We start from the raw sequence: 19,381 nt of genomic DNA on the forward strand, positions 1-19,381 counted from the left end.
TATGAGGGCGGGGCCGCAATGGCCCCGCCCTTTTTTTGTCGATCCCCCGGCACGTCGTCGCCAGGACATTTTCAATGCGCCCCCTGAACCTTCGGCGGTGCCATCTTCTGATGCCACGATGCTGTTGTTATGCTGCGCCGACAGGGGGCTCTTTGGACCAGACGTCGACAGGGCACTGAATGACCGCAGCACCACGCAGTCCCACAACGGCAGCCATGCTGCCTGCAATCGCAATGACGCCCGCGCCCACCGCGATCCTGGGGTCGGCACATGCCGCCACGGTGCAGGTCCGCTCGATCGATCGCATGCCGTTGTTCGGCTGCTGACACCGTACTGATGCTCTCCCCCCGCACACTCGCTTCCTTTCCAATCCCGGACGACCAGACGCGTCGACCGGGCTCGATTCCATTGCCGGAGCAACGCATGAAGCCACTTACCGTTTCCAAGCGCACCGTCCTTGCCGCCTCGACCATCGCCCTGCTGCTGGGTGCGGCATGCAACCGCACCCCAGCGCCCAGCGAAGCCACCTCGCCCGTTGCCGACGCATCGGCATCGGCAGAGCAGGCTGTTGCGCAGGAGACAAAGGCCACGAGCAATGCCTTCGATATCAGCACCGTGCCCGTTTCCACCGCGACGCTGGGTGGATTTCCGTATATCGGCCTACCCGATGGCTATGAAGCGCTTCGTCCAGAAACCAACACATTCGAACGCGTGCCGTTCTGGACAGGCGATCGCCTGGAATGGGTCGAGGGCCAGGCCTACGGTGCGCTTGTCCAGGCCAAGGGCGATCATCCTTTCTCGCAGTTGGAATTGAACCGCAATATCCAGGCGCTGGTTGAAAGCCTCGGCGGGCAGCGCGTGTTCAGCGGCAGGATTCCGGCCGAAGGCAAGGAGGGCATCCAGGCTTCCGATGCGGCAGTCAATCGTGTCGATGCGCTCGGTGATATCTACAACGAAAGCGCGGAGGTCTATGTCATTCACCGCGCGGACCGCGACATCTGGCTGCACGTTGCCAAGAACGGCAACCAGGCTGGCGTATTGATCGCCGAGACCAAACCGGTAGCGATCACCGCCAAGGCGCTGCCTGCCGATGAATTGAAGAAATCACTCGATGCAGCGGGCAAGGTGGCCATCCAGGTGCAGTTCGAAACCGACCAGGCGGCGATCCTGCCGACCTCGAAACCACAACTCGAGCAGGTCATTTCGCTGTTGAATGAAAATTCCGCACTGCGTCTTTCAATCAATGGACACACCGACAACACGGGCAGTGCGTCACACAATCTACAGCTCTCACAACATCGTGCAGCCGCCGTTCGCGACTTCATAATCGCTGCCGGAATCGATCAAAAAAGGCTTGAATCAAGCGGTTTTGGCGACTCCCAACCAGTTGCACAAAACACCACCGATGACGGCAAGGCGCGCAATCGACGCGTTGAGCTTGTGAAGATCTGAATTAACTTCACTATCACTTATCTAAATAAGAATCGTCTTGAACATGAAATAAAGCCGTGCTTATATCGAGCCCGCATCAGTTCAGGGGGCGTCATTAGCGACTGGTGGCATTGACTTAATTTCCGAAGTACCAGGACGGCAACGCAGTGCGACTCATCGCACTGCAACGCCAATCACTAGGAGAAAGCCCATGCATCACACGCCCCGCAAGTTTGGTTTCAAGAAGCAACGCGGTCAGGGTATGACCGAGTACATCATCATCACCGCACTGGTGGCCATTGCCGCCATCGCCGCTTTCACCTACTTCGGTGGAACCGCGCGCAGCCAGGTTGCCGGTATGGCCAAGGAACTCTCCGGCCAGAGCGCAACGGCATCGATCAACCGCGCCAAGAACGTCTCCAACAAGGCGCAGCAGGAAGCGGACAAAGACAAGGGCATGGACGCTTACGGCAACAAGTAAGCCTCCCTCGTTCTCCCACGTCACGCGCAGCGCCCGCTGCGCGTGATGTCTTCCGTCGTTCAATTTCGTCCCAGGTGCTCACGATGTGAGCGCCGATGGTCGGTCTTTGCCCGGTGAAGATCATGAGTCCTCGTGCCAGAGCACACGCTTTCTGTACCCAGAAAATGAACTCCGTGAGTCAACGACGCAGCATGGCCGGCCAGGCGATGGTGCTCGGCCTGGTCATGTTGCTGGTGCTCTGCGTCGGCGTCATCGTCCTGTTTGATACCGGGCAGACCGTCAGCAAGAAAGTCGAGCTGGTCAATGCCGCCGACGCCGCCGCTTACAGCGTCGCCGTGCAGGAGGCACGCGCCCTCAACTACGCCGCGTATGCCAACCGCGCACGCGTGGCCAATGAAGTCGCCATCGCACAGGTGATCGGCCTGTACTCATGGATGAACCAGTTCCACACCACCTCCATCGTGCTGGAAAAGGTGATGAGCGTGCTGGCCAAGATCCCGTATGTCGGGCCGATCTTCCAGGCCTTGTCATCGGTGTTCAAAGCCATCGGCCAGGCACTCAAAGGCATACGCCGTGCGTATCACGGCGTTGCGCAGGCGGCGGTGAGCGCGCTGGACATGCTCAATGGTGCGCTGGCCACTTCTTCACGAACCATCCTTGATGCGGTCGCACGCATAGACGGCATCATCGTGGCCAGGGACATCGTCAAACGAAACTCCGCCGACGCCTCGCTCAGTGCAGTGGGTACCGGCGTGCTGACCTCGCAGCTGCTCAGCGCCAACAGCAGCTTCCTGCAGAGCTACCGCATTCCGCGCTCACGGGCAGGTGGTGGCAGCGCCGGTTCGGCGCAGGATCGCAAGGGTGCCGACCGCTTCCGCAATGTGGTGATGCAATCGCGCGATCCGTTCTCGTGGAGCCGCAGCAACCATGACCTGAACCTGTTCCTGATCAAGTTCAACCAGTCCGGCGGCACCGACATGGTCGACTACAACCGTTGGGTCGCCGCCGATGCCATGGGGTTGGAAATCAGCCTGCCGTGGCCACTGGATGACATCAACATCCCACTGGGCTGGGGCGGCGCGCAGGCGGTCGAGCGCTATCAGCAGCAACGCTTCATGTCCGGCTTTGGCAACGGCAGCGGCTGGGTATCGGAATTCAACAACAACCGTCGCTATCGGCCTTACGGTGATATCCGCCGCGAGAACCGCGCGGCCAGCAGCATGATCGACAGCGACCCGAATGTCCGCCTCGACAACGGGCAGAAGAAGGGCGCGTATTTCACCGGATACCAGGGGCTGCGCGACTACGACGACGTGAAGGCGGGCCAGGCACTGCGCCCGTATACCGAACCCGGCAGCCGCGCCAATCCGGCCAGCAACACCGGCCCGATCTTCACCGTGCACGTGGAAACCGACGTCGCCAAGGCGCGCACCAGTGCCGCGATCGATGGCATCGGTGGACCGGCGGGTTCGCCAATGGCACTGGAAGACAAGGCAGCCGGCGGCAAGATCTCGGCCTATGCCTCCGGGCAGGTCTACTTCAACCGCCCGCCGAACTACGCGTTGTTCAAGCGCGGCGACAACCGCCTGGAAGTAGGCAACCTGTTCAGCCCGTACTGGCAGGCGCGCCTGACCGACACACCGAACTCGGTGGAAGCCCTGCTGGGAATCACCCGCCTATGACCAGCAAGCACGCCCCCTTGCGCGGTCTCCGCTGCCTGACGCTGGCAATTTCCGCTGGCATGTTGCTGGTGGCGTGCAACAGCGACGCCAGTGATGCCAACACGCCAGGCGTTGTCAAGAACATGCCGCCGATCCATCTGGAGCAGACCGCCGAGTTGTTGATAGATGGCGAGAACGCAGCGCGTACGGCATACATGCAGGCCGCCGACGCGTGCGAGGCCGGTGGCATACCCACACGGCGGCTGAGTGCGTCGGAGGTCGAACTGGTCGGCGTCACCCGCTATGAGATGTGGCTCGATGGCACCAGTGAAACAACCCAGACGCGGGCATGGGATGCCGGCCAGGAATCCCCCGACGCGCTGTGCCAGTTCCGCCTGGAACTGAGCGGCACGTTTTCCAGCAGCACCGCCGATACCTTCGTCGAGCAGGACCTGGCCACCGGCCAGCGTGAGGAACAGACCGTCGCCGCGGAACCGATGCAACGCTTCGCCATCGCCGCGCAGGACGAACAGGCACCAGAGGGCTTCCGTGGACCGGTCGCCAAGCAGGTGGCCGGACAGCCTTGCGAGGAATGGACGACGCCTGACGACAACCGTTTCTGCGTGTGGTCCGGCGGCAGGGCCTGGGGATTCGGTTCGACCCGGGGCGACGACTACCGTCCTTCGTCGAACGGCATCGTGCTCGAAGCCGAGCCGGCAAACGGCAACGGCTACCGGGTGGTCACGCAGGTGCTCTCCGCCGGGCAGGCATTCGCCGCGCCAACCGCCGCAACGGAGAAACGCCAATGAGTTTCCGCCGCCTGCAGCGGGGCCAGAGCATGGTCGAGATGGTGGTGCTGTGCCTGGTCCTGGTGCCACTGTTCCTGTTGATCCCGATCCTTGGCAAGTACATCCATATCCGCCAGCAGTCGCAACAGGCCACCCGCTCGGCGGCCTGGGAAGCGACCAGCGCACGCTCCTATGCGGTGCCATCCAACGCTCAGGTACGGCCACAGCTGATCGCCCGCCACTTCGGCGCGGCCGACAGCAGGATCACCAGCACCGCGCCGAGCACCACCGCCGAGCGTCTGGATGACCCGTTGCTCAACACGTTCTCCGACCAGCCACTGCTGCAGCGTAGCGACATCACCCTCAACGCTTACCGCAATGATCGCGAGCCCGGCATCATGGGCAAGCTCAGCGGCCTGATCTCGAAACTACCGGGGCCGTTCCCGCCCAATGAGCGCGGCCTGATCACCGCCCGCATGGACATGCGGATCCGCGACCTGCGTACCGCCGACGGTAGTGCCGCCGCGTACCTGGAGCCGTTCGACACGATCGGCCTGCGCATGCAGACCAGCAGTACCCTGCTGACCGATCCGTGGAACGCGGCCGGTGCCGGCATCACCGGCAACAACCCGCGCTCGGTGAAGGCACAGATCCGCAACATGGTGCCGACCAGCAATCTCGAGCAGGGCGCGCAGATGCTGAAAGGTGTGTCGTCGCTGCCGCTGTTCGGCGTGCTGGGCGATCTCAAGCCGGGCCATATCGAGCCGGATGTGGTGCCGATGGACAAGCTGGAGCGTTATGCGCCACGTCCGTGATGCTCTGTGCATTGTGCTGCTGGTCGCAGCCAGCCAACACGCAACTGCCAGCAACTGGCCGGAGCTGCCGCTTCCCGATGACACGCAGGGCGAGTGGGTTTCGCGGCACATGGTGCACAACGGCGTGCCGATGCGCGCAGCACGCTTCCAGAGCAGGCTGACACCGGCGCAGCTGGTGCGGTACTACGAACAGCGTTGGCCCGGCCAGGTGACGGTCACCGACCTGGGCAGCAAGAAGATCGTCGCCCACGGCACCCAGCAGCATTTCTTCACCATCGAGATCAGCGGTGGCGCGACCGGCAGCGAAGGTCAGATCGGCATCGTCGAGGTGTTGAAGGAAAAGCCGAGGACCGAGCCCGGTGCGGATTTCCTCAAGCCATCGGGCACCCGCGTCATCACCGACACGGTCTACATCGACAACCCCGGCCGCACGCTGGCAATGAACGCGCAGATGTCCCCGTTCCAGGCCGACACGTTCTACAAGTCACGCCTGCCCGATCGCGGCTGGCGCAACGAGGACAACAAGCCCTGCCCGATGATGGCCCTGAGCTGCATCGCCAATTACAGCAATGGCAAGGAACAGTTGACCCTGACCTTCAACCGCAATGGCGAGACCACCGACGTGGTGGTCAACCAGATATCGAGATAGCCACGCCATGAGACATCCACCAACGGCAAGCAGACGCACGCAACGCGGTGCTGCGCTCATCGAATACACCATCGTTACCGTGCTCGGGATCATCGTGCTGGTTGCCGAGCCCAACATCATCCTCGAACTGGTCCAGGCGCTGCGCAATGCCTATTCGAGCTTCGTCTACGCACTATCGCTTGGATGGGTATGAAGAAAATCAACATCAAGCCGAACCGCAACCTCATCTTCATCATCGTCGCCCTGGCATTGGGTGGCCTGGCTGCACTGCTGGCGGTGAACTACGTGCAGAAGACCGTGGCCGAACGCACCAAGGACGATGGCGAAACCGTGATCGTCGCCGTGCCAAAGCAGAGTCTTGAGCAGGGGACGCAGATCACCTCCGATGATCTGGCCGCGCGCCCGGTACCGGTGGATCTGGTACCCGCCGATGCGATCACGCCGGACAACTACGACCAGTACGTCGGCCGCGTGCTGCGTGCGCCGCTGCCGCAGGGTGCGCCTGTGCCGGGTGCTGCGCTGGTGCCGCTTTACGAGCAGTTTTCCTCGGTGATCAAGGCAGGCAACGTGGCCTACACGATGTCGGTGGATGAAACCAACTCCATCTCGGGCATGGTCAGCCCGGGCGATCATGTCGACATCCTGTTGACCGTCGATGAGGACCACGGCGGCGCACGCGTGCTGCCACTGCTGGAAAACATCAACGTGCTGGCCACCGGCAACCGCGTGGGCGAACAACCGGTCGATCCGGAAAACCCCGGCTATTCAAACATCACCCTGGAACTGGCACCGCGCGAGGCCGAGCGCCTGACCGTGGCCGGCAAGGCCGGCGTCCTGCGGGTGATGCTGCGTCAAAGCCAGGATTCGGATTCATTCGGCCTCGGTGGTCTGACCCAGAAGCAACTGTTGCAGAAAGGCAGCCAGTCCAGCGGTTCGCAAGGCAGCGGCGTTCATTTCATCATTGGAGGCAAGGGCTGAAGTATGCGTATTCGCACCTCACGTTTTTCGATGCTCGGCGCACTCGTCGCCATGTCCTTCTCCAGCACCGCCTCCGCACAACAGGTGGACTTCGTCCCGGGAGCAACGCCCAGCACCTCACCAACGGCCCCCAGCGCACCGGTGGTGGTGACGCCGGCAAGCAACGCCCGCGCGGCACCGGCCTCCAATGCGGCGGCCGGCTCGCTGGTTCCCGGGCGCGCGTTCCCCGCCCCGACCACCAATGGCGCCTACAGCCGCCCGGCATCCAATCGCGAAGCCGTACCGCTACCCGAGCGCGCTCGGCTGTATGTCGGCCAAGCGAAGGTGTATCGCCTGCCGCGTGCGCTCAAGCGCGTGGCCGTCGGCAACGGCGAGTTGCTGCAGGTCACCAACATCGGCCGCAACGAGCTGGTCGTCATCGGCAACAAAACCGGCGACAGCACGATCCACCTGTGGATGCAGGACGGCAGCCAGATCGACGTACCGGTCAGCATCGGCGAGAACGACACCGAAAGCCTTGCCGAAACCGTACGTACGCTGCTCGCCGACGCCGGCAACATCGGTGTGCATACCGTTGCCGACCGTGTCGTCGTCACCGGCCAGGACGTTCATCCGGGTATCGCCGCGCGCATCCAGAGCCTGAAGGAGATCTACCCGCAGCTGCTGGATTTCACCTCTTCCGATCCGGTTGGCATGCGCCCGATGGTGCTGATGGACGTGAAGATCATGGAGTTCGATTCCAACGCACTGGAAGAGCTCGGCATCAAATGGGACAACGTGATCCGTGGCCCGATGGGAGGCCTGATCAAGGACTTCACCACCAACGATTACTTCCGTGTGCTGCCCGAGGGCTCACCGTTCGAGAGCCTGCAACCTCCGCTGCCGACCGCGCTCAAAGGCACCCAGGCCTATTTCGGCATCGCGACCACGATCGGCTCCAGCATCAACCTGCTGATGAACAAGGGCAAGGCGTTCATGCTTGCATCGCCGCAGTTGAGCGCACGCAGCGGCGGTTCGGCAAAATTCCTGGTCGGCGGTGAAGTGCCGATCCCGATCCCGCAGGGCTTCGGCCAGGTTACCGTGGACTTCAAGGAATACGGCATCAAGCTGGACATCGAGCCACTGGTCAACTCGAACCAGGAGATATCCACGCAGCTCATGGCGGAAGTCAGCCGCATCGATCCGTCGGTGATGGTGCAGGGTGTCCCTGGCTTCACGACCCGTCGCACCTCTTCGGAGATCAACGTGCGCGCCGGCGAAACCATCGTCGTCTCGGGGCTGGTGGACAGCAATGCCGCCAAGAGTGCTGAAAAATTCCCGTTCCTCGGGGATATCCCGATTCTCGGAAAGCTGTTCCGTTCCGACGGCTTCCGTGGCAACCGCACCGAGCTGGTGATGTTCGTGACCCCGCGCATCATCACACCCGACTCGCAGGAGAACCTCGACGCGATTGAACGTGGCAACAACATCCAGGAGCGTGGCAGGGATGCCATGCCTCGTCGCAACAAAGAGTTCATGCAGTAAGGACCGCCATGTTCAATGTATTGATCACCACCTCGAATCGGGAAGAACGCCGCGTCCGCTGCATGCATCGCGAATGCGGCATCGGCCGCGGCGATGGCAACCTCATCGTCCTGCAGGGCTGGAGCATCGCCCAACAACACGCGGCTTTGAAGCGTGAAGCCAACGGCATCTTCATCCAGACCCTGAGTGGACGCACGGCGGTGCGGGTCAACGGCGAGCACGTGCAGGCGCTGCATGGCCCGCTCAGCAGCAATGACCAGGTGGAGATTGGTGACTACCGCCTGCAGGTGATCGATGAAGATCCGCCGGAAACCCGATCACAGGAGGTGCCGGCGACCGTGGCCGAGACGCCCCCTCCGGCGAACGAACCCATCAGTGAAACCAAATCCGCTTCGCAAGCGTTGGCAAAACCCGATGAGCTCGCGGTGGAGGCAACGGTATGGCGGGCGAGAGTGCACGCCGCGCTGGTCAAGCAGATGGACCTGCGCCGCGTCGATGTACGCGGCATGTCCGACGACATCCTGCGCTCCACCACGATCAAGCTGATCGACGGCGTGATGGAGAAGGAATTCAACGACCTGCCCAAGACCATCAACCGACGACGCCTGGCCAAGGAAGTGCTGGATGAGGCCATCGGCCTCGGCCCGCTGGAAGACCTGCTGGACGACAACAGCGTGACTGAAATCATGGTCAATGCCCACGACCAGATCTTCATCGAGCGCGCCGGCCGCATCGAGCAGTCCACGGTCAACTTCACCAACGACCGTGCGGTTCTGTCGGCCATCGAACGCATCGTCACACCACTTGGCCGGCGGATCGATGAAAGCTCGCCGATGGTTGACGCCCGTCTGAAAGACGGCTCGCGTGTCAACGCGATCATCCCACCGGTGGCCTTGCGCGGGCCCAGCATCAGCATTCGAAAGTTCTCCAAGCGCAAGCTCGAAGGCAAGGATCTGCTGACGTTCGGCTCACTGAATCCGCCGATGCTTGAATTCCTGATCATGGCGGTCAAGGAACGCCGCAATATCGTGGTCAGTGGCGGCACCGGCTCGGGCAAGACCACCCTGCTCAACATCCTGTCCAACTTCATCCCCGATGACGACCGCGTGGTCACCATCGAGGATGCCGCCGAACTGCGCCTGGTCCAGCCCAACCTGGTGGCACTGGAAGCCCGCCCACCGAACATGGAGGGCAAGGGCCAGATCACCATCCGTGATCTGGTGAAGAACGCCCTGCGCATGCGCCCGGACCGGATCGTCGTCGGCGAGTGCCGTGGCGGCGAAGCATTGGACATGCTGCAGGCGATGAATACCGGCCACGAAGGTTCGTTGACCACCGCGCACGCCAACAACCCGCGTGAAACGCTGTCTCGCCTTGAAGTGATGGTGATGATGTCCGGCATGGAACTGCCGATGACGGTGGTACGCGAGCAGATCGCCTCGGCGGTGGATCTGATCGTCCATCAGAAGCGGTACCCGTGCGGCTCGCGCAAGGTCAGCCATATCTCCGAAGTCACCGGCATCGAAAGCGGCACCATCCAGCTGCAGGACATCTTCCTGTTCAATGCCCGCTCCTATGGTGGTCGCGACGGCAAGGTGGTCGGCGATTTCCGTGCCACCGGCGCGGTGCCGGAGTTCTACGAAATGCTGGCCGAGCGTGGGGTGAACGTCGACCTGAGCATCTTCCGCACGGGAGCTCCCGGATGAATGAGATATGGCTGATCGCATTGCTTGCGTTCGGCAGCTTCGCGCTGGCCGGCATGTATCTGGCCAGCAGCAGCGCCGGTTTCATGGAGCGCTATCGCGAAAATTTCATGAACCAGGCGCGTTTGAACCTGGCCGACATGTTCCTGTTCGTGGACGCGCGCTCGCTGTTCGTCGGCAACGCCCTTCTGCTGGTTCTGTTGCCGCTGGTGCTCTGGGTGGTTACCGGCAACCTGTTGCTGCCCATCATCGTGCTGCTCCTGCTGGCGGTCCTGCCGCGGAAGATCTACCTGTGGCTGAAGCAGCGACGCTTGGATCGCATCCAGCAGCAGCTCCCCGATGGCCTGCTGATGCTGGCCAGCAGCCTGCGCGCCGGCGTCGGCTTCAACCCCGCGCTGGAAACCCTTGCCCAGGACGGGCAACCGCCGCTGGCACAGGAGCTGTCGCTGATCCTGCGCGAGCAGCACATGGGCGTGCGCACCGAGGAGGCACTGGAGCACTTTGCCCAACGCGTTCCCATCGATGACGCCAAGCTGTTCGTCGCCGCGGTGACCATCTCGCGCGAGGTCGGCGGCAACCTGGCCGAGACGCTGGCCACACTGGCCGAGACCCTGCGCCGAAAATTGATGATGGAAGGCAAGGTCAAGGCGCTCACCGCGCAGGGTCGGCTGCAGGGCATCGTGATGGCGATGTTGCCGGCCGGCCTGGTCGGCTTCCTGGTGCTGTTCTACCCGGAAACAATGAACCCGATGTTCCACACGTGGCAGGGCTGGTGCGTCATCGCCCTGATCTTCGTGCTGGAGTATCTGGGGTATCGCATGTGCCGCAAAATCATGACGATCGACATATGAACTGGATCATCGCACTCGTTGCATTGATGGCCGTGGCCGCGGTGGTGCTGGTGATGCTCGCCCTGCGCGGCATCCTGCAGCAGGTGCCGCAGAGCGACCGCAACTACCAGGATCCCTTGCCACTGATGCTGCGCCTGCTGTGGCCGGTGGTGGTTGCCGCCACGCATGCGGTAGGCCCACGGCTGAAGGCGGCGCAGCTGGAGCGGGCACACCGCGCCTTGACTTCGGCGGGACAGGATTTCGTGCTGACGCCCGAGGAGTTGTATGGCACCCGCATTGTTTCTGCCGGCGTGGTGGCCATGTTCCTGGTGCTGCTGGTGGTGATGCTGGGCAAGGCCAGCATGGCGACACTGTTCTTCTGCATCTGCCTGGGCATTCCCATCGGCTGGATGTATCCCTCGCTGTGGCTGGGTGAGCGGCGCAAGGTGCGCACCAAGTACGTCGTGCGCGACCTGCCGGTGTTCCTGGATTTCATCACCATGGGCGTGGAGGCCGGCCTCAACATCTCCGGTGCGATCGAGCAGTCCGTGCAGCGCGGCCCGACCGGGCCGTTGTCGCAGGAGTTCTCGCGCATGCTGCGCGACATGCGTGCAGGTCTGCCGCGTTCCGAGTCCCTGCGGCGCATGTCCGACCGCATGGATATCTCGCAGGTCACCAGCTTCACCAGCTCGCTGATCCAGGCCGACAAGGTGGGCGCGAACCTCAGCGATACGCTGCGTGCCCAAGCCAACCAACGCCGCGAAGAACGCTTTCTCCGGGCCGAGAAGCTGGCACTGGAAGCACCGGTGAAGATGATGCTGCCGCTGGTGATGTTCTTCTTCCCGCTGATCTTCGTGGTGTTGGCTTACTTCATCTACCTGCAGATGAAGCAGCAGGGAATCCTATGAAGACGCTGTCCCTGCTGCGCGGATCAACCTGCCTGGTGCCGCATGTGCTTCATGCCCGGTACTGGCATCAACGCCTGTTCGGGTTGTTGCTCCTGCCACGGCTGGGCCAGGGCCACGGCCTGCTGATCGAACCGTGCGCCAGCGTCCACACCCTGGGCATGCGATACCCGCTCGATCTGTTGTTTCTTTCTCCCGACAACCAGGTGCTTGGCTGGCGCGAAAACCTCGCCCCGTGGCGTGCCGCTTCTCTGCGGGGCGCCCGCAGCACCCTGGAATTGCCGGCCGGTGCGCTCACCGCGATGGCACCACAGATCGGGGAGCGTCTGCGGTGGCAAGCCGCCCCCACGCCCCTTCACGTCCAGCCAGCATCCGGAGGTTTTCCATGAGGCAAAGCCACGCGTCCCGACGCGCGCAATCGGGACAGTCCCTGGTCGAGTTCTGCATCGTGGTGCCGGCCTTTCTCTTTCTGATCCTGGTCACGTTTCAACTGGTGCTGATCTACCGTGCGAAAACGACCCTGGACTATGCCGCCTTCCAGGCAGCCCGTGCCGGTTCGATAAGTGGCGTGGACCGCTCGAAGATGCAGAGCTCGCTTGCCTTCGGCCTGACCCCATTGCTGGCAACCTCCCCGGATGTCGCCGGCGTGGCGCGCGCCCGCGCCAAGGCCGAGCTTGAAACACGGCTGTTCGCCAGCATCGATGTCATCGCGCCGACACGCGCCGCCTTCAACGAGCATCGCGAGCGACAGTACGACGGCCGCTACGCCCTTCCCAACGACAGCCTCGCCTTCCGTGACAACCGCGTCGGCTCCAGTGGCGTGAGTGTCCAGGACGCCAACCTGCTGAAGATCAAAGTCACCTACAAGCTTCCCCTGATCGTCCCCTTCGCCGACCGGGTGATTGCCGGCTTCTCCTCACTGCTCACCGAGGGCGAGAGCTACCGTCCCGCATCGATGCTGATCGAGGAGCCAGTGAGCGGCCATCGCCGCCTTCCCATCGAATCCTATGCAGTCGTCCGCATGCAGACACCCATCTATGACAGCAACCGGCTTGCGCGCTGAATCCTGGTCATTCCTTGTTGCCGTGCTCCTTGCCGCAGGAGCGGCGCAGGCGCAGCCACAGGATATCCAGGCGCGGATTGAAGCCACCATCGAAGGCTATGGCAACCTCGCCCCGCGCGGCACCGACAAGCCGATCAACATCACCCTGCACACCAGCAGCGACAACCTGCGCGTGGACTTCCATTTCGATGGCAGCGGCTCGGATGTCTACCTGTTGAAACGCGGCGGCGAACCACGTGCCTGGTGGATCAGTCCGCGTGGCAACTACATGATCCCGGTCACCGATGCCAGCGGGCCCTACTGGTATGACGTCCGTCGCCCCTGCGACAGTGTGCAGGGACGTTGCTCGGCTGCGCCCGGTGAGTTCATTGCAGGCCGTCTGGCCAAGGCACTGCGTTACCAGGACGCCCGCAACGGCCCGGATGGCACCACGCGTGGCACCTTGTGGATCGACACTGAAACCGGCTTGCTGCTGGCTTACCGCGGCACTGTCGGCAATCGCCAGGACACCCGCAGTTTCCGCGCACGCCAAGTCCGCTACGAACCCGTCGACGCCACGCTGTTTGCAATGCCCACACAACTGAACACGCCCAAGGGCATGAAGGACTGAGTGCCGTGCTGCCAATGAGTGGGCTTACTCACTATGATGAGGACGCACACTCCTGTTGAACGGTACTCCCCACAGATGCGTATTCTGATTCTTGGCGCCGGTGGCACCGGCGGTTACTTTGGCGGCCGCCTGGCGCAGGCCGGAGTCGATGTGACGTTCCTGGTACGGCCCAACCGCGCCGCGCAGCTGGATCGCGATGGCCTGGTGATCCGCAGCCCGCTCGGCGATGCCACCTTCCCGGTAACCCACGTCACCGCCGATGCATTGCCGCAACTGGCGCACGCGCGGCCGTTCGATCTGGTGATCCTCAGCTGCAAGGCCTACGACCTGGACAGCTCCGTCGATGCGATTGCCCCGGCCGTTGGCGCCAACACCACGGTGCTGCCGATCCTCAATGGTCTACGCCACTATGCTGCATTGGATGCGCGCTTCGGTCGCGACAAGGTGCTGGGTGGCCTGTGCTTCATCAGTGCCACCAAGGCCGATGATGGTGCCGTGCTGCACCTGGACAAGCCGGCAAAATTGACCTTCGGCGAGCGCGATGGCGGCGCGATCAGCGCACGCGTTGCGTCATTGGCAGCCGCGTGTGAAAGCGCCAACCTCGATCATGTCGCCTCGGCCGATATCGCGCAGGAGCAATGGATCAAGTACACGTTCCTGACCGCGCTGGCCGCCGGTACCTGCCTGATGCGCGCCGATGTCGGCAGCATCGTCGCCACCGATCACGGCACCGCGTTGATGCAGGCGTTGTACGCCGAATGTGTGGCGGTCGCCGCGCAGGCCGGGCAGCCGATCCCGGCCAAAGCACAGGACATCGCAGTCGGCGCGGTGACCAAGCCGGGTTCACCGATCAAGGCCTCGATGCTGCGCGACCTGGAAGCCGGCCAACGCGTGGAAGCGGCGCACATCGTCGGTGACATGCTGGAGCGTGCGCTTGCTGCCGGTCATGTGGCACCGCTGTTGCAGGCGGCGTACTGCCACCTGCAGGCCTACGAGGCGCAGCGCGCGGCGTGACTGAAAGCGCCTGCCGTCAGACTGGCGGCAGGCGGAACAACGCGCGCGTGGCAGCGGTGGCGTTGGCGGCCGTGACCGCAACCTCCTCGCCGCGATCACGCGCCAGTTCTTCCACGATATGCGACAGGAACGCCGGCTCGTTGCGGCGGTCCTTCGGCAACGGCCGCATCGTGCGCGGCAGCAGGTACGGCGCGTCGGTTTCGATCAACAGACGCTCTGCCGGAATGTGCTTGACCAGCTCGCGCAGGTGCGCGCCACGGCGCTCATCGCACAGCCAACCGGTGATGCCGATGTACCAGTCGCGATCCAGGTAATCGAACAGTTCACGGCGTTCGGCGGTGAAGCAATGCACCACCGCCGGGCCGATCTGGCCATCGAAGTTCTTCATCATCGCGATGAAATCGTCATGCGCGTCACGTTGATGCAGGAACAGCGGCTTGCCGTTCTCGCTGGCGATCTGCAGCTGACGCTCGAAGGCCTTGCGCTGCGCCGGGCGCGGTGAGAAATCCCGGTTGTAGTCCAACCCGCATTCGCCCACCGCCACCACTTCCGGGTGCGCATGCAACGCGCGCATCTCCGCATCGCATTCGTCGGTATACTCACTGGCGTGATGCGGATGCACGCCAGCCGTGGCGTACAGGAAACCGGGGTGGCGCTGCGCCAGTTCCAGCGCCATCGGCGAATGCTCGCGGCTGGCGCCGGTGATCAGCATCTGCACCACGCCGGCCGCACGCGCGCGTTCAAGCACCGCGTCCAGGTCGCGATCAAAGGATTCGTGGGTAAGGTTGGCGCCGATGTCGATCAGTTGCATGGTGCGGGGAACGTCCAAGGAGGCGACATTCTACCGCCACGCCCTGGTTCCGCCGGGACCGCGTCTTTATGCTAGATTCGCGCGAAGCTGCTGCGGAGATTGCCGATGCGAAGCCTGGTCTTCTTTTTACTTTGGCCGTTGCTGCTTGCCGTGCCGACCGTCTTCGCCGACGAGGTGGTTGCTTACCGGAACGACACGCCCATCCTGCGCTCTCAGCTTGCAGGGGACATACCCGAGGTCGACAAGCTGGTCCAGCTGACCTTGTCGCCGGCGATATATGAATATCTGTCAGCACACCGTAACCAGTGGGAGCCGGACGAAGCCACTCTGCAGCGCGCGGAAGCCGCGATGCGCCGCTCGTTGGCCTGTCTTCCCTACCCCACCACGCTATATGACACTCCAAGCGTTGCACGCTTCACGGCCAAGGCATTGATCAGCGGTGTGCTGATGCAGCGTTTCATTCACCGCAGCTTTGGCGGTGGGCGCCTGCTTGAACCGAAGCGGGGCGTACTCTTGCCCGGCGTCATGGCCTTCGACGCAAACAACCGCATGGTTCACCAGCTGGAAGAAGACGGCGCTTTCCGCATCCTGGACCCTGCCCTGCGCAGCGAGGTATTCGCCACGCTGGGTGATACCGAGCAGGGCACCTTGGTGCCGGAGAGCCAGGCCGAAGCGCTGTTCGACCCCAACAAGGTGTTCATCACCTGCGAGCCGGAGGCTGCAGCAAAGGTCGGTTGAGCATCTGCAGACTCCCGCGCCAGCGCGTATTCTTGCGCGGCTATGAGCACCACCGAATTTCCCATCACTCCCCTGCTGCCGCGGATTCTGGCGCAGCTGGAAACCCATACCCGCCTGGTGCTGGAAGCCCCGCCCGGCGCCGGCAAGACCACCCAGGTGCCGCTGGCGCTGCTGGATGCACCGTGGTTGGCCGGGCGCAGGATCATCATGCTCGAACCCCGCCGCGTGGCCGCTCGCAGCGCCGCGCTGTTCATGGCCCGGCAACTGGGCGAACCGGTTGGCGAGACGGTCGGCTACCGCATCCGCTTCGAGAACAAGGTGTCCGCACGCACCCGCGTTGAAGTGGTCACCGAAGGCATCCTGACCCGCATGCTGCAGGACGATCCACTACTGGAAGGCGTGGGCGCGCTGCTGTTCGACGAATTCCACGAGCGCCACCTGTCGGCCGACCTGGGCCTTGCCTTGGCGCTGGACGTGCAAGGCCAGCTGCGCGACGACCTGCGCATCGTGGTGATGTCGGCCACGCTCGACGGCGAACGCCTCGCCAACTTCCTCGATGCGCCGCGCCTGTCCAGCGAAGGCCGCAGCTACCCGGTAGAGGTCAGCCACTTCCCGGCCCGGCGCGATGAAGCACTGGAAGCGCAGACCCGCCGCGCGGTGGAGCAGGCATTGGCCGAGCATCCCGGCGATGTGCTGGTGTTCCTGCCGGGGCAGCGGGAAATCGCCAAGGTGCAGGCTGCCTTAAGCCCCTCCCCCTCCGGGGGAGGGGTTGGGGAGAGGGTAGGAGCCGCAGCCTCCCACAACTCTCAACAGCACCAGGCTTCGTCCGCACCCTCATCCGGCGCTGCGCGCCACCTTCTCCCGCAGGGAGAAGGGTACGAAGTGCTCCCGCTCCACGGCGAATTGCCGATCGAGCAGCAATCGCGCGTGTTGCAACCTGACCCGGACGGCCGCCGCCGCGTGGTGCTGGCCACCAACGTGGCCGAATCCTCGGTGACGCTGCCTGGCGTGCGCGTGGTGATCGACGCCGGCCTGGCACGTGAACCACGTTACGACCCCAACAGCGGCTTCTCGCGGCTGGATGCGGTGGCCATCTCGCAGGCTTCGGCCGACCAGCGCGCCGGTCGCGCCGGGCGCGTCGCCGCGGGCTGGGCGTGGCGCCTGTGGCCGCAATCGCAGCGACTGGAACCACAACGACGCCCGGAGATGATGCAGGTCGAGCTGGCCTCACTGGCGCTGGAGCTGGCCGCCTGGGGCAGCGATGAACTGCGCTTCGTCGATCCACCGCCAGCGGGCGCGTTGGCTGCCGCACGCGAACTGCTGCAACGCCTGGGCGCACTGAGCAAGGACAACACCATCACCGCGCTGGGCAAACGCATGCTCGGCCTCGGCACCCATCCGCGCATGGCCGCGATGCTGTTGTCGGCGACGAATGCCCGCGAACAGGCTCTGGCGGCGGATCTGGCCGCGCTGCTGGAAGCACGTGATCCACTGCGCCAGGGCGGCGATGCATTGGCCGCCCGCTGGCGCGCGCTCGCCGCCTTCCGCAGTGGCCGCGCACCGCATGATGCCAATCGCAGCGCATTGGCCGCCATCGACGCGGCGGCCAAGCAATGGCGCCGACGCCTGCGCTGCGATGGCGCGCCACCGGCCGATATCGAAGCGCACGAACTGGGCGACCTGCTCGCGCATGCCTTCCCCGACCGCATTGCCGTGCAGCACCCGAGTGACCCGATGCGCTACCAGTTGGCCAATGGCCGCAGCGCGCGTCAGTTCGACAACAGCGACCTGCGCGGCGAGCCGTGGCTGGTCATCAGCGAGTTGCGCCACGACCCACGCGATGCCTTGATCCTGCGTGCCGCACCGGTGGACGAGGCACGCCTGCGCAGCGACTTCCCCGAGCGCTTCCGGCAGCAGGACGTGGTGCGTTGGAACAGCGCCAAGCGTGCGCTGGAAGCGCGCAGGGAAAGCAGCTTCGAGCGCATCGTGCTCGACAGCCGTCCCGCCGGCCAGGTGAATCCAGCGCACGCTGCACGCGCATTGACCGACGCCGTGCGCGAGCTGGGCCTCGATGCCCTGCCCTGGACCGAGAACCTGCAGCAATGGCGTGGGCGGGTGATGGGCCTGCGTCACTGGATGTCGGAACTCGAACTGCCCGATCTCTCCGACACCGCCCTGCTGGCAACGCTGGACGATTGGCTGCTGCCTGCCTTCACTGGCAAGACGCGGCTGGATGCCTTATCCGAAGAAGAGCTCGGTGAAGCGCTGAAGTCCGGCATCGACTGGAACACGCGGCAGTTGATCGATCGCCATGCACCGGTGCGCATCAGTGTGCCTTCAGGCATGGATCGGCGCATCGACTACACACTGGACGATGACGGCATCACCCCGCGCCCGCCGGTGCTGGCGGTGAAGCTGCAGGAGTTGTTCGGCCTGGCAGATACCCCGCGCATCGCCGATGGCCGCGTGCCGCTGCTGCTGCACCTGCTCTCGCCAGGTGGCAAGCCGCTGCAGGTGACGGGCGATCTGAAGAACTTCTGGCAGAACACCTATGCCGAGGTGAAGAAGGAAATGAAGGGACGCTATCCCCGTCACCCGTGGCCGGACGATCCGTGGAGTGCGACGGCGACGCATCGGGCGAAACCACGCGGGACCTGAGGGTGCTGCAGGCAGGCCCGGAGTGCGTGAAGAGAAGCTGGCAAGGGTGGAGTCGGGAAGAGAGGCCGTTGCTCCTGCTGTTGCCTCAATCACGCCGCACTCTTTTCATTCAGCGTGGGTCGCTCCCGACTCCCGCAGTAGCGGCTAACATCCCCTACACGCCCATGCAGCGAAGATGGGCATCTGACCCGCGACAACAAGGACTCCCCACATGAGCAAGTTCAGCGATATCACTGGTCCGGCGCTGGAGCGCGCCATGGAACTGGTCAACCACGCAGGTGGCAGCCTGAAGGGTGGCGGTGCCAATGCCGCCGAGTGGCTCAAGGCCGGTGCTGCCATCGGTGCGATGAAAACCAGCGGCAAGGCCGTTACCCGCGTCGCCAAGCGCAACCCCACTGCCACCATCGCCGTGGCCGCCGTCGGCCTGGGCCTGCTCGGCTATGCGCTGTACCGCAAGAACAAGCGTGACAACGAAGCGGTCGAAGCCAAGTCGCGCCAGATTGCCCAGCGCCGTCGCCACGCCGCCAGCGTCACCGATGAAACCAGCGATATCGGTAGCGACGCCTGATTTTTTTAAGCAGGAGTGAGTAAAGAAGCGTGAGAAGTGAGACAGGCGAAACAGCAACGCTGCTCTGATTTCAGGCTTTACTCGCTCCTGGCTTCCCGCGGCTCTCACCTGCCGAGCAACGTTGATGCAGGCCTGAGTGAAGTGGAGTGAGCGC

Annotated in this window: 20 protein-coding genes; 19 read left to right on the top strand and 1 reads right to left on the bottom strand. The window is 63.7% G+C overall.

The genetic code is table 11. From position 1 onward, the window contains the following. The first annotated feature begins 423 nt into the window (after window positions 1–423). The 16 genes from ABB26_RS11680 to panE all read left to right on the top strand — a co-directional run bounded on the left by ABB26_RS11680 (window position 424) and on the right by panE (window position 14,452). Window positions 424–1,452: an OmpA family protein gene (locus ABB26_RS11680; RefSeq protein ID WP_083490801.1), complete on the top strand. Its 1,029-nt coding sequence runs from the start codon at window positions 424–426 to the stop codon at window positions 1,450–1,452. Between the two features lie 190 nt (window positions 1,453–1,642). Then, a complete protein-coding gene (locus ABB26_RS11685) occupies window positions 1,643–1,912 on the top strand; it encodes a hypothetical protein (protein WP_057634298.1) in 270 nt (89 codons plus the stop codon). A 173-nt stretch (window positions 1,913–2,085) separates the two neighbouring features. Then, complete coding sequence (locus ABB26_RS11690; RefSeq protein ID WP_245626206.1) at window positions 2,086–3,594, top strand: pilus assembly protein TadG-related protein; 1,509 nt, start codon at window positions 2,086–2,088, stop codon at window positions 3,592–3,594. A gap of 17 nt (window positions 3,595–3,611) precedes the next feature. Next, a complete protein-coding gene (locus ABB26_RS11695) occupies window positions 3,612–4,382 on the top strand; it encodes a hypothetical protein (protein WP_161809047.1) in 771 nt (256 codons plus the stop codon). Further along, on the top strand, window positions 4,379–5,176 hold the full coding sequence (locus ABB26_RS11700) for a hypothetical protein (RefSeq protein ID WP_057634302.1): 798 nt from the start codon (window positions 4,379–4,381) through the stop codon (window positions 5,174–5,176). Before ABB26_RS11695 ends, ABB26_RS11700 begins: the two co-directional genes overlap by 4 nt. After that, a complete protein-coding gene (locus ABB26_RS11705; protein WP_057634305.1) occupies window positions 5,160–5,825 on the top strand; it encodes a hypothetical protein in 666 nt (221 codons plus the stop codon). Before ABB26_RS11700 ends, ABB26_RS11705 begins: the two co-directional genes overlap by 17 nt. Before the next feature lie 7 nt (window positions 5,826–5,832). Next, window positions 5,833–6,018, top strand: coding sequence for a hypothetical protein (locus ABB26_RS11710; protein WP_057634309.1), 186 nt, complete (start codon window positions 5,833–5,835; stop codon window positions 6,016–6,018). Next, a complete protein-coding gene (gene cpaB / locus ABB26_RS11715) occupies window positions 6,015–6,803 on the top strand; it encodes a Flp pilus assembly protein CpaB (RefSeq protein WP_057634311.1) in 789 nt (262 codons plus the stop codon). Before ABB26_RS11710 ends, cpaB begins: the two co-directional genes overlap by 4 nt. Window positions 6,804–6,806: 3 nt before the next feature. After that, a complete protein-coding gene (locus ABB26_RS11720) occupies window positions 6,807–8,327 on the top strand; it encodes a type II and III secretion system protein family protein (RefSeq protein WP_057634313.1) in 1,521 nt (506 codons plus the stop codon). Window positions 8,328–8,335: 8 nt separating this feature from the next. Beyond that, on the top strand, window positions 8,336–10,033 hold the full coding sequence (locus tag ABB26_RS11725; protein ID WP_211261964.1) for a TadA family conjugal transfer-associated ATPase: 1,698 nt from the start codon (window positions 8,336–8,338) through the stop codon (window positions 10,031–10,033). Further along, on the top strand, window positions 10,030–10,881 hold the full coding sequence (locus tag ABB26_RS11730; RefSeq protein ID WP_057634314.1) for a type II secretion system F family protein: 852 nt from the start codon (window positions 10,030–10,032) through the stop codon (window positions 10,879–10,881). Before ABB26_RS11725 ends, ABB26_RS11730 begins: the two co-directional genes overlap by 4 nt. After that, window positions 10,878–11,768: a type II secretion system F family protein gene (locus ABB26_RS11735; RefSeq protein ID WP_057634316.1), complete on the top strand. Its 891-nt coding sequence runs from the start codon at window positions 10,878–10,880 to the stop codon at window positions 11,766–11,768. Before ABB26_RS11730 ends, ABB26_RS11735 begins: the two co-directional genes overlap by 4 nt. Beyond that, window positions 11,765–12,154 carry a DUF192 domain-containing protein gene (locus ABB26_RS11740; RefSeq protein ID WP_057634317.1) on the top strand — a complete coding sequence of 130 codons (390 nt, stop codon included), beginning with the start codon at window positions 11,765–11,767 and terminating at the stop codon, window positions 12,152–12,154. Before ABB26_RS11735 ends, ABB26_RS11740 begins: the two co-directional genes overlap by 4 nt. Beyond that, a complete protein-coding gene (locus ABB26_RS11745) occupies window positions 12,151–12,828 on the top strand; it encodes a TadE/TadG family type IV pilus assembly protein (RefSeq protein ID WP_057634319.1) in 678 nt (225 codons plus the stop codon). The genes ABB26_RS11740 and ABB26_RS11745 overlap by 4 nt, the downstream gene beginning before the upstream one ends. Continuing rightward, the gene (locus ABB26_RS11750) at window positions 12,818–13,438 is read left to right on the top strand and encodes a hypothetical protein (RefSeq protein ID WP_245626207.1); all 621 of its coding nucleotides are present in this window, start codon (window positions 12,818–12,820) and stop codon (window positions 13,436–13,438) included. Before ABB26_RS11745 ends, ABB26_RS11750 begins: the two co-directional genes overlap by 11 nt. 75 nt (window positions 13,439–13,513) lie before the next feature. Then, the gene (panE, locus tag ABB26_RS11755) at window positions 13,514–14,452 is read left to right on the top strand and encodes a 2-dehydropantoate 2-reductase (protein ID WP_057634322.1); all 939 of its coding nucleotides are present in this window, start codon (window positions 13,514–13,516) and stop codon (window positions 14,450–14,452) included. Between the two features lie 16 nt (window positions 14,453–14,468). On the opposite strand, the gene ABB26_RS11760 is transcribed toward panE, so the two are convergent. Beyond that, window positions 14,469–15,263 carry a TatD family hydrolase gene (locus ABB26_RS11760; RefSeq protein WP_057634326.1) on the bottom strand — a complete coding sequence of 265 codons (795 nt, stop codon included), beginning with the start codon at window positions 15,261–15,263 and terminating at the stop codon, window positions 14,469–14,471. Between the two features lie 105 nt (window positions 15,264–15,368). On the opposite strand from ABB26_RS11760, the gene ABB26_RS11765 reads away from it, so the two are divergent. The 3 genes from ABB26_RS11765 (at window position 15,369) to ABB26_RS11775 (ending at window position 19,227) form a co-directional block, all read left to right on the top strand. Beyond that, window positions 15,369–16,001 carry a hypothetical protein gene (locus tag ABB26_RS11765; RefSeq protein ID WP_057634328.1) on the top strand — a complete coding sequence of 211 codons (633 nt, stop codon included), beginning with the start codon at window positions 15,369–15,371 and terminating at the stop codon, window positions 15,999–16,001. A gap of 42 nt (window positions 16,002–16,043) precedes the next feature. Then, window positions 16,044–18,659 (top strand): ATP-dependent helicase HrpB, encoded by a 2,616-nt coding sequence (gene hrpB, locus ABB26_RS11770; RefSeq protein WP_057634330.1) that lies wholly within the window; start codon window positions 16,044–16,046, stop codon window positions 18,657–18,659. 211 nt (window positions 18,660–18,870) lie between these two features. After that, window positions 18,871–19,227, top strand: a complete 357-nt coding sequence (locus ABB26_RS11775; protein ID WP_057634333.1) for a hypothetical protein — start codon at window positions 18,871–18,873, stop codon at window positions 19,225–19,227. Window positions 19,228–19,381: the final 154 nt, after the last annotated feature.

The organism is Stenotrophomonas humi, from assembly GCF_001431415.1.
GTDB classification, from domain to species: Bacteria; Pseudomonadota; Gammaproteobacteria; order Xanthomonadales; family Xanthomonadaceae; genus Stenotrophomonas; species Stenotrophomonas humi.